The 13312-nt window shown below is 57.3% G+C and carries 14 protein-coding genes; 3 read left to right on the top strand and 11 right to left on the bottom strand.

Annotated elements, in window-relative coordinates:
- Nucleotides 1–5 precede the first annotated feature (5 nt).
- From hemN to J9893_RS09135, 4 genes are all read right to left on the bottom strand, one after another.
- Entirely contained in the window at nucleotides 6–1379 is a 1374-nt protein-coding gene (hemN, locus tag J9893_RS09150; RefSeq protein ID WP_143238422.1) for an oxygen-independent coproporphyrinogen III oxidase, read from the bottom strand.
- A 28-nt stretch (nucleotides 1380–1407) separates the two neighbouring features.
- A complete protein-coding gene (locus J9893_RS09145) occupies nucleotides 1408–1848 on the bottom strand; it encodes a DUF2489 domain-containing protein (protein WP_043153541.1) in 441 nt (146 codons plus the stop codon).
- Between the two features lie 11 nt (nucleotides 1849–1859).
- Nucleotides 1860–2441 (bottom strand): Der GTPase-activating protein YihI, encoded by a 582-nt coding sequence (gene yihI, locus J9893_RS09140; RefSeq protein WP_039039515.1) that lies wholly within the window; start codon nucleotides 2439–2441, stop codon nucleotides 1860–1862.
- Between the two features lie 800 nt (nucleotides 2442–3241).
- Nucleotides 3242–3859: a c-type cytochrome gene (locus tag J9893_RS09135; RefSeq protein WP_053288830.1), complete on the bottom strand. Its 618-nt coding sequence runs from the start codon at nucleotides 3857–3859 to the stop codon at nucleotides 3242–3244.
- A 143-nt stretch (nucleotides 3860–4002) separates the two neighbouring features.
- On the opposite strand from J9893_RS09135, the gene yihA reads away from it, so the two are divergent.
- Nucleotides 4003–4656 (top strand): ribosome biogenesis GTP-binding protein YihA/YsxC, encoded by a 654-nt coding sequence (yihA, locus tag J9893_RS09130; protein WP_042015244.1) that lies wholly within the window; start codon nucleotides 4003–4005, stop codon nucleotides 4654–4656.
- A 980-nt stretch (nucleotides 4657–5636) separates the two neighbouring features.
- Here the strand turns inward: yihA and aroE are convergent.
- The 7 genes from aroE to J9893_RS09095 all read right to left on the bottom strand — a co-directional run bounded on the left by aroE (nucleotide 5637) and on the right by J9893_RS09095 (nucleotide 11689).
- A complete protein-coding gene (aroE, locus tag J9893_RS09125) occupies nucleotides 5637–6458 on the bottom strand; it encodes a shikimate dehydrogenase (protein WP_143238200.1) in 822 nt (273 codons plus the stop codon).
- Nucleotides 6459–6561: 103 nt separating this feature from the next.
- Nucleotides 6562–7470: an oxygen-dependent coproporphyrinogen oxidase gene (hemF, locus tag J9893_RS09120; protein ID WP_103244068.1), complete on the bottom strand. Its 909-nt coding sequence runs from the start codon at nucleotides 7468–7470 to the stop codon at nucleotides 6562–6564.
- A 100-nt stretch (nucleotides 7471–7570) separates the two neighbouring features.
- Nucleotides 7571–8131, bottom strand: a complete 561-nt coding sequence (locus tag J9893_RS09115) for a Sua5/YciO/YrdC/YwlC family protein (RefSeq protein ID WP_039039520.1) — start codon at nucleotides 8129–8131, stop codon at nucleotides 7571–7573.
- Nucleotides 8132–8404: 273 nt separating this feature from the next.
- Nucleotides 8405–8962 carry a topoisomerase DNA-binding C4 zinc finger domain-containing protein gene (locus tag J9893_RS09110; protein ID WP_042015238.1) on the bottom strand — a complete coding sequence of 186 codons (558 nt, stop codon included), beginning with the start codon at nucleotides 8960–8962 and terminating at the stop codon, nucleotides 8405–8407.
- Nucleotides 8963–9017: 55 nt separating this feature from the next.
- A complete protein-coding gene (locus tag J9893_RS09105) occupies nucleotides 9018–9491 on the bottom strand; it encodes a DUF494 family protein (protein ID WP_010672510.1) in 474 nt (157 codons plus the stop codon).
- Nucleotides 9484–10599 carry a DNA-processing protein DprA gene (gene dprA, locus J9893_RS09100; protein WP_069784173.1) on the bottom strand — a complete coding sequence of 372 codons (1116 nt, stop codon included), beginning with the start codon at nucleotides 10597–10599 and terminating at the stop codon, nucleotides 9484–9486. The genes J9893_RS09105 and dprA overlap by 8 nt, the downstream gene beginning before the upstream one ends.
- A gap of 1 nt (nucleotide 10600) precedes the next feature.
- Nucleotides 10601–11689 (bottom strand): LysM peptidoglycan-binding domain-containing protein, encoded by a 1089-nt coding sequence (locus J9893_RS09095; protein ID WP_039039523.1) that lies wholly within the window; start codon nucleotides 11687–11689, stop codon nucleotides 10601–10603.
- A 108-nt stretch (nucleotides 11690–11797) separates the two neighbouring features.
- Here J9893_RS09095 and def point away from each other — a divergent pair, with 108 nt between their 5' ends.
- On the top strand, nucleotides 11798–12310 hold the full coding sequence (gene def / locus J9893_RS09090) for a peptide deformylase (RefSeq protein ID WP_010672507.1): 513 nt from the start codon (nucleotides 11798–11800) through the stop codon (nucleotides 12308–12310).
- 12 nt (nucleotides 12311–12322) lie between these two features.
- Nucleotides 12323–13267, top strand: coding sequence for a methionyl-tRNA formyltransferase (fmt, locus tag J9893_RS09085; RefSeq protein WP_042015233.1), 945 nt, complete (start codon nucleotides 12323–12325; stop codon nucleotides 13265–13267).
- Nucleotides 13268–13312 lie beyond the last annotated feature (45 nt).

Genomic DNA, 13312 nt, shown 5'->3' with positions numbered 1-13312 from the left:
CCGGCCTAGATCACCCGGGAGAACTGTTGCTGGCGCGCCTTGTTGCGCAGGTAGACATCGAAGCACATGCAGATGTTGCGGATCAGCAGCTGACCGGTGGAGACCACCTCCAGCCCCTCTTCGGTCATGCGCACCAGGCCGTCATCGATGAAGGTCTCCAACAGCTTGAGATCCTCGGCAAAATACTCCTTGAACACCAGGCCGTGGGCCTGCTCCACAGCGGCGAAGTTCAGGGAAAAATCGCAGATGAGGCGCTTGATCACCTCACGACGGATCAGATCGTCCCGATTGAGGGAGCACCCCTTCCACTGGGCATGGCCCAGTGACTCGACCTGGGCATAGTAGGTTTTGAGATCCTTCTGGTTCTGGGAATAGGCATCCCCCATCATGCTGATGGAAGAGACCCCCAGCCCCAGCAGATCGCAATCCCCCTGGGTGGTATAGCCCTGGAAGTTGCGATGCAGCTTGCCCTCGCGCTGGGCGACGGCCAGCTCGTCATCGGGCTTGGCAAAGTGGTCCATGCCGATGAACTGATAACCCTGGCCGGTCAGGAAGGCAATGGTGTCCTGCAGCATGGCCAGCTTCTCCTGCGGCGCCGGCATGTCCGCTTCTTTCAGCTTGTGCTGGGCGGCAAAACGGCTCGGCAAGTGGGCATAGTTGAAGATGGAGAGGCGGGCCGGGTCGGTCTTGAGCACCTCTTCCAGGGTGTGATGGAAGCTCTCCCGGTTCTGGTGCGGCAGACCGTAGATGAGATCCAGATTGGTGGAGCGGAACCCCAGCTGGCGGGCACGGACCAGCATGGCGCGGATGAAGTCGTTGTCCTGCTCCCGATTGACCGCGACCTGGACCGCCTTGTTGAAGTCCTGAACGCCAAGGCTGATGCGGTTGAAACCGAGCTCCCGCAGCACATCCAGCATGGACAATTCGATCTCGCGGGGATCCACCTCGATGCTGATCTCCCCCTCCTCGGCGAAATGGAAGTGCTCCCGCAACATGGCCATCAGGCGACGAGTCTGGGGTTCGCTCAGATAGGTGGGTGTGCCGCCACCCCAGTGCAGCTGGGTGACCAGTCTCTCCTTGAACAGGGGGGCCTGGGCCTTGATCTCCTGTTCGAGGTAGTCGAGGTATTGATCTGCCTTGTGCTGGTGCCGGGTAATGACCTTGTTGCAGCCGCAGTAGTAGCAGAGCTTGTGACAGAAGGGGATGTGCACGTAGAGCGACAGATTGCGCGCAGGATACTGGCCCGCTGCCTGGACAAAGTCCGGATAGCCGAACCCCTCGTTGAACTCCAGCGCAGTGGGATAGGAGGTATAACGCGGACCACTGTAGTTGTATTTTTCGATCAGGGCCTGATCCCACACAATCTGTTCTGCTTGCACGCTTGCTTCCTCTGTCTTTGTCATGGGCTCACCGGCTTAACTGAAAATCCTTCAGTCTGGCGACATCCTCAAGGATCTGCGCCTCCAGCTCGGCCTCGTAGCCGCTGCGTTCGAGATCCATCTTCATCACTTCATTGCGCTTGAGTGCCCGCCTCGCCTCATGGGTCGGCATCTCCTTCACCTTCTCATAGAGGCCGTAGAGCCCCGGGAACTCGGTGGCAAAGGCGCGGCCCCCCTTTATTTGCAAGGCATCAAGCAGATTGGTCAGCCGAATGGCGCCTTCTGAGTAGTCGCACTGACCGTCTCGTACCGCGTGGGCGATCACCCTGACACTCTCCAGGATCCGCTCGTTGCGGGCCGTAATGGCGTGCTGCTGCATCTCTTGCTGGCGTTTGAGACGCGCCATCAGGGTGCCGGCATAGACGGCCAGCCCCAGCAAAATCAGGCCACCCAACAGGGCGGCCAGCATCCATCCACTCATCACTTTTTCTTCGGCTCGGGTTTGGCTTCAGGCTGGTAGTCCGCCTGAGAGAAACGCTCCCACAACTCCTCTTCGGAGGCAGGCTGACTCGGCTCATCAAAATCGGCATCATCAAAATCCATGTCGCCATCTTCGTCATCGTCGTTGTCGATGATGCCGAGCTCGTCCATCAGCTCCTGATAACGGTCAACCCGCTGATCGACCCATGCCTGCTCTGCGGCCTCCAGGGTTTCACCGGCATCCAGACGATCCAGCAAGGCATTGAGGCGATCATCATTCTCGATGGACGCCAGCTCCTGCTCGGGGGTCATCACCACCCGCTTCTCTTTCGCAGGCTTGGTCGCCACCGGCTTGCTACCCTTCTCGTCGGCAATCAGCGCGATGGGCTTGCGAGAGCCGATGCGTGGATCCTTGGCCTGCTTGGAGCCGCTCTTTTTGCCCGCCTGCTCGACCTGTTGGCGGGAGCCCGCCTTCAGGCCCTTGCGCTTGGCGGCGCGCTTGCGCTCACGACCTTCCTGAGCACTGGCATCTGATTCTTTGCGCTTGCCGGTAGGCTTGCGGTTGGGTTGTTTGGCCGACATGAATGACTCCGACAAATAACTGAATGGAAACCCCCGGAGCGTGTCGTCCGGGGAGGATGCTGAAGCGGGGAACAGTAAATATGGAACAAGAGTGGGATCCCGCACCAATTCGACCACGTTGGGTCGCTGAACACCGCAGGATCGGCATCCTCTGGGCATGTTGCTAGTATTTTGACACAGAATGTCTTGGCGGGTTAATGACCCAATAGAAAAAAGGCAGCCGAAGCTGCCTTTTTCCATCATGCGAGTTCCATTCCCTGGTAGCCAATCGTCTTATCCCTGGGCGAACCACGGCGCATCATTTCGTTGGATCATCCTGATCCTTATTGACCAGTCCTGAGTGTGCGTGTGTTTGTTTGTCTAACCCAAACCGGCGACATCCTGCCTCCCATCGGGGTGGTTGCCTCCCGCAGCCCCGCTCATCCCTGGCGGTCACCATCCTGGCTTTTTGCATCTATTGCTCATCGCATGCTCCGAGCCGACATCCTGTCAAACCGAAGACGGGTCTTGCACCCTCTCTCCGGCCAATCCTGATTGCCTACTGTAACTTCTTCGCCGGATGACTCAATCAACCAAAGCACATTTCGAACTGGTACAAAGTGATGCTCTATTTCTTAATTCATTGAAAAATAAAACATAAAAAAATATACGTGAGCAATCTTTCAGACACGACCAGCCCCGTATATAGAAGATCTCTTACAGCAAAGCAGGCTGTTTACGGGCGATCGCTACAACCTCAAAAAAGAACAGGGAACACAATGGTTCCCTTTTCTTTTCAACAAGATAACTAACAGGCTATATCAGTGAAGCCCCGCCACATACTTGGAGAGCGCTTCGATGTCCTGATCCGTCAGCTTCTTGGCCACATCCCGCATCATGCCATTGGGATCGTTGTCGCGGGTCGCCGAACGAAAAGCGGTGAGCTGGGCCTTGATATAGGCGGGATGCTGCCCTGACAGGCTGGGATACTTCGCTTGCTCGACGCCGGAACCCCGTGGGCCATGACAGGCGGTACAGGCGGCCAGGCCTCGCTCCATGTCTCCCCCCATATAAAGCGCCTTGCCTGCGGCAACCACATCATCGGGCACGGCAACCGGCGTCACCTTCTGGCTGGAGAAATAGGCGGCAAGATCGTCCATATCCTGCTCGGACAACGGCAACGCCATGGGTCCCATGACGGGCGCAATCCGACCAGTTTGGCCAGAAGCTGCAGCCTTCAGTTCAACTAATTGTTTTTTGATATATGATGCGTGCTGACCAGCAATCTTGGGATACATGTCGACTGGGCTGTTGCCGTCCGGTCCATGACAGGCCGCACAGACGGCAGCCTTGGTTTGTCCCGCAGCGGCATCGCCCTTGGCTTGTGCCATCCCAGTTACGCCAACCATCAGAGCAAGTGTAATGACTAGGTTCTTCATGGCGTTCCAACTTTCTCGTTATTAGGCTTCCAGATCCCATGCCGCTGAAGGCATGTTAAAATAAACGCGTTCAAGCGACGCCATTTTACACTATTTCACAAAAAAGTAACTCTATAACCCTCTATCTCTATGGGGAATTTACGTTGGATACACAAACTCTGAATTTCAATAAGGTGCATTTTGTGACCAGCGCACCCGACATCCGCCACCTGCCAAATGATGGGGGTGTCGAGATTGCGTTTGCCGGTCGTTCCAACGCTGGCAAATCGTCTGCATTGAATACCTTGACCAAGCACAAGAACCTGGCACGTACCAGTAAGACCCCTGGCCGTACTCAGCTGATCAACCTATTTGAGCTGGAACCGGGCAAACGCCTGGTCGACTTGCCCGGCTATGGATATGCCCAGGTTCCGCTGGAAATGAAGCTCAAGTGGCAAAAGTCACTGGCTGAATACCTGCAACGACGGGAGTCCCTGAAAGGGCTGGTGATCCTGATGGACATCCGCCATCCGCTCAAGGAAACCGACATGAACATGCTGGAATGGAGTTCACACCGTGAACTGCCGGTGATGCTGTTGCTGACCAAGGCGGACAAGTTAAGCCCGGGGCCCCGCAACAACCAGGTGATCAAGGTTCGTCAGGCGGTGGCAGAACTGGGCCCGCAGATCCAGGTTGAAGCATTCTCTTCTCTGACCAATATCGGCGTCGAGAAGCTGGCCCAGACCCTGAGCGGCTGGTACCTGTCCGAAGCAGACAACGCCCAGGTAGACGACGAAGATAATCAGAACGAGGAGTAAACGACTCCTCTCCCTGGCTGCAATTGGCGGAGTTGGACCTCCGCTGATTGAAAGGCTTTCATGATCCCCCCATCTCCGAGCCCTCCCTCCCCGCCTTCGCCACCTCTGAAGAAAAACCTCAAAAAATATATTTAAATCATACTGATAGCATGTTTAGACGCGAAAAGAATTAACTAATCATCAGCCTGATACCGTTTTCATGGATATCGAGTAAAAAATCAGAATTGAAGGCTGTAACAAACGAAACTGAAATTTAATTACACGGTGAGGCAATATAGGGATAAAAATGAGGCCGGTCTTGCCATTGCAAACCGGCCTGAAGAAATGAGTTCAAAAATTTGGGAAAAAGCGAGTTCTCGAGAACAAAGACGATTGGTTTTCCTCAAGAAACGCCTTCATTCTAACAAGGAACGGCAACAATTAAAGCATTTACTCTAAACGTTACTCATAAAAAAACGCCCCGACGATGACTCATCGGGGCTGCTATTCAGCCACATTCAATTACGTGAAATAAAAGGTCTGAAAGATAGAACATCTTACCTCTGTACCCTACGCCGACAACTGTACAGCAAAGCAGCAGAAAGTGAAAGTAATTTATGTAATTTAGTTTCAAGGGTAGGAAAAAGAAAAAATATTCATAATTTTCATGCAGATAAAAAAATCCCCAGTACGAATACCGGGGAGTTATAAAGGTGACTAGCTAGCACTTCCTCAACTATCGAGTTAGTCAGCAGTCCGTTACAGAAGTTCCGCTGCTTTGAGAAAAAACTCAAAAAAATTCTGCGAGTGATGGCAAAGTAAAAGTAACTTATTGTTACGCAATGGTTTTATAAAAATGGCACCTGTTCTGCCACACACCCACCGCAGAACGACCGTTTCACATCACACGTGCCGTGCCGCATCACGAGGGAGCCCTTATCCAGCGATGCAAAATCTCTACATCAGATCTGCCGACCGCCCAATAGAGCGCACTAGCTGGTTCACACGACGCCCAGATTGCGCTGCAACTCTCTCAATACCTGCTTGGTACCGGGCCGGATCCCTCGCCATACGGTAAAAGCCTCCGCAGCCTGTTCGACCAACATGCCCAATCCATCCATGGTATGGCGCGCGCCATGTTGCTTGGCCCAGCCGATGAAGGCTGTATCCGTTGCGCCATACATCATGTCGTAGATCGCGATGTCCGGGTGGATGAGGGTTGGAGCCAAAGGTGGCAACTCACCTTGCAGACTGGCTGAGGTGGAATTGATGATGAGATCGAACGGCCCCACCAGCGGTTCATAGGATTGAGCAGTGATGCTGCCCAGATCCCTGAACTCCACAGCCAGCTGTTCCGCCTTGGCATGGGTACGGTTGACCACGACGATCTCGCCCGGCGCTTCCGCCAGCAGAGGGGCCAGGGCGCCACGAGCTGCGCCACCGGCCCCCAGAAGCAGGATCCTGCTACCGGCAAGGTTCACTCCGTGAGCCTTGAGATCGGCGACCAGCCCGGCGCCGTCGGTATTGTCACCCAGCAGCACACCATCATCAGTCAGTTTGATGGTGTTGACCGCTCCCGCCCGCTTGGCCCTGGGGCTCAGCCGCTCCACCAGCCCGAAGGCTTGCTCCTTGAAAGGTACGGTCACGTTGCACCCCTTCCCTCCTTCGGCGAAGAAGTGGTTCAGAGCGCTGGCAAACTCATCGACGGCCGGTTCTGCCAGACCATACTCCAGCTCTTGCTGGGTCTGCCTGGCAAACAGGGTATGAATGAAGGGAGATTTGCTGTGGCGCACGGGGTGGCCAAAAACCAGATAACGATCCATCAAGGCGTTCCTTTTGAGGGCAATATCCCGATTTAACGGGTTTTCTCATGAAGGAACAAGCCGAATATCGGCCAATAAGAAGAGGCCATCATGGCCCCTCTGGTCACAACCACTCGCGCGGTTTGAGGTAGTCGCTGTAGAGCAATGCCTCCGGGCTGCCAGCCTCCGGCTGCCAGTCGTACTCCCAGCGCGCCAGCGGCGGCATCGACATCAGGATGGATTCGGTGCGCCCCCCCGTCTGCAGTCCGAACAGGGTCCCGCGGTCGTAGACCAGATTGAACTCCACGTAGCGGCCACGGCGATAAAGCTGGAATGCCCGTTCCCGCTCCCCATAAGCAAGCTCCTTACGTCGCTCGACAATCGGCAAGTAGGCCGCCAGGTAACCCTCACCCACTGCACGCATGAAGGCAAAGCAGTCGGCAAAGGGCCAGCGGTTCAGGTCATCGAAGAAAAGACCGCCCACCCCGCGCGTCTCGCCCCGATGCTTGAGGAAGAAGTAACGATCGCACCAGGATTTGAACTCGGGATAAATGTCGGTGCCGAACGGCTGACAGAGCTCATGGGAGACCTGGTGCCAATGCCTCACGTCCTCTTCGAACGGATAGAAGGGCGTCAGGTCGAAGCCGCCACCAAACCACCAGATCGGCTCCTCCCCCTCTTTCTCGGCGATGAAGAACCGCACATTCGCATGGCTGGTCGGTACATAGGGATTATGCGGGTGGATCACCAGCGATACCCCCATGGCCTCAAACCTGCGGCCAGCCAGTTCAGGACGATGTGCGGTCGCGGATGCCGGCATGGCATCGCCATAGACATGGGAGAAGTTGACCCCACCTTGCTCGATCACCGCCCCCTGACGCAGCACCCGTGTTCTACCGCCACCACCACCTTCGCGACTCCAGGCATCTTCCACAAAGCGCCCGCATCCATCGGCCTGCTCCAGGCCACGGCAGATATCATCCTGCAATTGCAGCAGGAAGGCTTTTACCTGGGCCACATCCGGTTTGCTCATTTTATCTCCTGTCAGACAGGTATCATGCATGCACTGCCTGCACTTCTCGTATTGTCATGACCTCATCACACAACCTGCATGAAACAGGGCCGTGCCCAACTCAGGATGGGCGAATGATGGCCCCGGTGCGGGCGTCCTTGATTTCGGACGGGTTGGCTTGCCCCCCGACTTCGCCGGGCAGAATGTAAGCCAGCTGGCTTGCCAGCAGATCGCCAATATCAGCCACCCGGCGAGCGGGTTCCTCACCGGTGAGATTGGCACTGGTGGACACCAGCGGTTTGCCAAATGCCCGGCAAAGCCCTTGCACCTGGGGGTGGCCTGTGACCCGCACCGCCAGGGTCTCGAACTGACCGGTCAACCAGGACGGCGTCGTCGCGCGAGCGGGCATGATCCAGGTGAAGGGACCAGGCCAGCTCGCCTGCACGCGAGCAAGCTGCTCATCGCTGAGCTGGCTCAGGTCGATGTAGTCCTGCAATTGCGCCAGATCTGCCGCGATCAGGATCAATCCCTTCTCCACCGGCCGCTGCTTGATGGCCAGCAGCCGCTGCACGGCGGCTTCGGAATCAGGATCACACCCCAGACCAAACACGGCTTCGGTGGCATAGGCGATAACCCCTTCTCCTTGAAGGGCGGCAACCGCTTGTTCAAATTCATTTGGCATAAGCACATGCGACAGCCACGCTGCCGCCTCTCATCACTGGATTGTATGTTGAACCGACATGACGGCATCGGGGCCATCACTGCTGCGATATGGGCTATATCCCTGCTCCTCTTCAGTCATGCATTTCGGCTCAGACGCTTGCGTGCATCAGTGAACCGAGCAACCGCAGGGAGCTGGAGATGGCGATCATGATCAGGGCGACTTGGGCGATGCGCATCGGCTCACAACCTCACGCTGACCAGCAATCCGCCTGCCTGATCATGGGCGGCGAGATTATACCCGCTCAATCTGGTGGGAGCATTTCTTTTGCGGGCAGACCCAGCGCAGGTTTCCCCGCACCTTCTTTTCGATCATGATGCCCCAGCCACACTCGGGACAGGGCATGGGAACCGGCTTGTCATTCACCACATACTTGCAGTGAGGATAGGCGTCACACGAGTAGAACTGTTTGCCATAACGGGACGTGCGGCTCACCAGATGACCTTTGCCACACTCCGGGCAGAGGATTTGGGTATCGTCACTCTCCTGAAGGGACTCGATATGCTGACAGGCCGGGTACTGGGTACATCCCACAAACAGACCGTAACGACCCTTCTTGATGGCAAGTGGATGGCCACAATCCGGACAGGACGACCCCTCGAGCACTTTCTCTATATCGCGGCCAGAGGGGGTGAGGGAGCGAATGTAATCGCAAGCGGGATAGGCTGAACAACCAAGGAAGGGACCGTGCTTGCCCTGGCGGATCACCAGTTCAGCACCACACTGCGGACACGGCTCGCGCTCGAAGGCATGTTCGTGGGCAGAGAAGAGGTGGTGATCGATCTTTGACATGGGCCGCGCCTTGAAATCCAGATGGCCTGAATTCTACCAGCGCGGCACCGGGCTGTCAGTGGATGACGCCGTCCGACTCGTCAAACACCAGCTCTTCCATCTGCTGGTAGGCGTTTTCACTGCCTGGCACATTGAACAGCACCATCATGACGACCCACTTCAGATCGTCCAGCTCGATGTCCGGCTTGTCCAGCTCGAGCAACCGTTCGATGCAGATTTCACGGGTTTCGGCATTCAGCACTTGCGCCTGCTCCAGGAACAGCAGAAAACCGCGACATTCAGTACTGAGGCGAACCAGCTCCTGCGGCGCATAGATCCGCATAGAGCCCTGCTGGCTTGCGGTGACATAGACTTCCCGCTCGCTGTCGTGCAGGTTGGCCAGTCGCTCCAGCCAGTTGAGCGCTTTCTCGATCTCGTCCTTGTCGAAACCGGCCCGGCTCAGTTCGTCGGTGAGTTCATCCTGCTCGACCATCACATCTGCATCGCTGTGGATGTAGGTCTCGAAAAGGTACATCAATACATCAAACATGATTCGCCCTCCTCGCTCTGACGTATCCACCGGCTACCGCCATCACTGCACCAACCAGCTCCAGCTCTACCAACCTGCCCAGTACGACATCGACAGGAAGCCGGGCCCGTTCGGCAACGGTATCCACGCTCGTGGTCTCATAATCTACGTTATCCAACAAATCGGCATAAGGCAATTCGCTATTATGCTGCGCCTCGGAAGAACCGTTGGCGGGTCCGGGGGGCAAGACCAGCCTTGGAAACTCTTCCAGGATATCGGCGGCATTCAAGACCAGCTTGGCACCCTGTTGAAGCAGACGGTTGCACCCTGCTGCCTGTGCATTTTGCGGGGCGCCGGGAACGGCAAAGACCTCGCGGCCCTGCTCCAGCGCATAACGGGCCGTGATGAGCGAACCACTCTGTTCTGCCGCTTCCACCACCAGTGTCCCCAGCGACAGACCACTGATGATACGGTTGCGGCGAGGGAAGTGTTCAGCCAGGGGGCCTTGCTGGGGCGCCAACTCGGAAACAAGCAGACCTTCCTGCTCGAGGATCTGCATCGCCAACCCCTGATGACGCTTGGGGTAGAGACAATCCAGACCGGATCCCAGCACCGCCAGGGTGATTCCGCCCGATGCCAGCGCCTGCTGATGGCAGACGCCATCGATGCCCAACGCGAGGCCGGAGGTGATCGCCAGACCACAGCCCACCAACTCGGCACACAAGCGTGTCGCATTGTCTTTGCCGGCATAGGTGGGGTGGCGGGTACCCACCATCGCCAACTGTGGCAGGGAGAGGGATGAGACGTTCCCGCGGCAGTAAAGCAAGAGCGGGGCGCCGGGGATCTCTTTGAGCAGGGCAGGATATGCGGGGTCATCGGGACAGAGGAGGTGATTGCCGGGCTCGGCGGCCCAGCTCAATCCCTGCTCCACGACAGGAAGAGGCCATCTCATCTGCTGAATCTGGACACTCTGCAGACCAAGAGCTCGCAGGGCGCCATCGTCTGAGTCAAACAGAGTTGTGATGTCACCACCCACATGAGCCAACAGGCGAGCGGCGGTGACCGGGCCTATGCCTGTAACGGCATCCAGCGTCAGCCATAGCGACAACCGCTCCAGTGGCAAGGACACGTCAGAAATTACTGACCTGATAACCAGATCCGACCAGATCCTGGCTCTGCAGGATAAGACCGTAACTCAATTTGTCGTAGACCTTGAACAGCATGACTCTGGCAACAGCCTCGGCAGGCAGCGATGACTTGCCGGCAGAATAGAACGCCTTGTCATAGACGGATGAATATTCCCGGTATGACACCTTGCCATTCTTGTCCACCATCTCGGCTCCCGGGCGCAGGATCTCGAGCACATCGCCCGGGGCCACCTGATCACGCTCCCCCTTGTTGATGAGTACCACATCAAACTTGCCCCCACCATGTACCTTGCTCGGCAGCTCGATCACATAGCCGGGGGAAATGGAAGGTGCCGCCTTTGGCATGAACACGGCAGAGATGCTCTCCTGCGACGGCAGCGGCATCACCTTGTCGCCCTGATACACCTCACGCCGGTTATGGGTCAGCGTCACTTTGGTGGTGTCGTGGGCAAGGTACTCCTCTGCCCGCACCGTGCCGACAAAAATTGCCTCCTGACCGAGCGACTCGCCGGTATGCTTGTCCTTGTATGCCACCCCCGGGCGATAGAGGCCATAACTCTGGCCCGGGTTCAGGGCTCCTTTCACATAGAGAATGTCGCCCTCCAGCATCCCGACATGCTTGTCATTGTTGCCGAGCACATAGGGCAGGTCCTTGCTCTGCTGGCTGTTGGCCAGAATGTGGTCGGTCTGCAGGAAGGGCGCTATCTCGCTCAGAGGCAGGGTCGGTATGGGATTGGCCTTGTTTTCATAGCGGTTCTTGGGTGAGAGACGGATGACCTGCTTGCCCCCCTGATTGGCTTTGCCGAGCCGAGGCTCACCATTGACCCAGCTCAGGTGCAGCACGTCACCGGGATAGATCCAGTGGGGATTGGCGATCTGCGGATTGATGTTCCAGAGGCGTGGCCAGAGCCAGGGTTCGGCCAGATACTGGCCCGAGATATCCCAGAGGGTGTCCCCTTTTTGCACCACATAAGTCTCGGGGTAACCGGATTTGAGCGTCAACTGCTGTGCCATGGCGCCACCGGCCAGGGCTGTCGCCAGGCAGGCGACGACGATTTGCTTCAGATACATAACACTCCCTGTTACTTCTGCACGCAAAGTGTTGCTGTTTTTTGTCGGCGTAAATGACTAGAATTACGTCAATATTGACTGCGTTTATATGAAACTAAAGAAAAAATTATGGCCATTCTAGATGTATTGCGTTTCCCCGATGAGCGTCTGCGCACAGTCGCGGCCCCTGTCGAAGCCTTTACACCCGAGTTACAACACATTGTAGATGATATGTTCGAAACCATGTACGCGGAGGAAGGCATCGGCCTGGCCGCGACCCAGGTCGACATTCATCAGCGCATCATCGTCATCGATGTCTCCGAGAACCGCGAAGAACAGCTGGTGTTGATCAACCCAGAGATCCTGGAGCAGTCCGGCAGCACCGGCATCGAAGAGGGCTGCCTCTCCGTGCCCGGCAACCGTGCTCTGGTTCCGCGCGCCGAGTGGGTCAAGGTCAGGGCGCAAGATCGTCACGGCAACACCTTCGAGCTGGAAGCGGACGATCTGCTCGCCATCTGCATACAACATGAGATGGATCATCTGGTCGGCAAGCTGTTTGTGGATTACTTGTCCCCGCTCAAGCGCCAGCGCATTCGTCAGAAGCTGGAAAAGATGGCCCGTGAAGATCGCAAAGTCCTCTGAGGATCCGCTCCATTGAACAAGCTGAAACTGATTTTTGCCGGTACCCCCGACTTCGCCGCCCGTCATCTGGCGGCGTTGTTGTCTTCCGGCCACGAGGTCGTCGCCGTTTATACCCAGCCGGACAAGCCCGCCGGTCGCGGCCAGAAGCTCACCGCCAGCCCGGTCAAGGAGCTGGCGCTGGCCCACGATCTGCCGGTCTATCAACCTGCCTCCCTGCGCAATGAAGCGGCGCAGGCCGAACTTGCTGCTCTGGGTGCCGATCTGATGGTCGTCGTGGCTTATGGCCTCATCCTCCCCAAGGCGGTGCTCGATACGCCGCGTCTGGGTTGCATCAACGTGCACGGATCCCTGCTGCCGCGCTGGCGCGGTGCCGCCCCGATTCAACGCTCCATCTGGGCGGGGGATGCCGAAACCGGCGTCACCATCATGCAGATGGACGTGGGGCTGGACACCGGCGCCATGATCCGCAAGGTAACCTGCCCCATTGCCAGTGATGAGACCTCTGCCAGCCTCTATGACAAGCTGGCCGGTCTGGGCCCGCAGGCACTGGTCGATACCCTGGACGCCATGGCTGCCGGCGACACCGCCGCCGAGCCCCAGGACGATGCGCTGGCCAACTACGCCGAGAAGCTCTCCAAGGAAGAGGCCCGCATCGACTGGTCGATGGACGCCGTTGCCATCGAGCGCTGCATCCGTGCCTTCAACCCCTGGCCCATCAGCTGGTTCGACGTCGCCGGACAGACCGTCAAGGTGTGGCAGGCCGAGGTCGTCGCACAGGATCACGGCCAGGCAGCCGGCACCCTGCTCAAGGCCGACAAACAGGGGATCGAGGTTGCCACCGGTCAGGGCGTGCTGCGCCTGCTGACCCTCCAACCTCCCGGCAAGAAGGCCATGTCCGTTTCGGATCTGCTCAACTCTCGCCGCGACTGGTTTGAACCTGGCACGCAACTGATTTGATCTGGATTGAATTGACACAAGCGGGGCCCTGGCCCCGACTTGTGC

This window comes from Aeromonas sp. MaB10011B (genome assembly GCF_017939325.1).
Lineage (GTDB): Bacteria > Pseudomonadota > Gammaproteobacteria > Enterobacterales > Aeromonadaceae > Aeromonas > Aeromonas caviae.
This window is presented reverse-complemented; position numbering and strand designations above follow the sequence as displayed.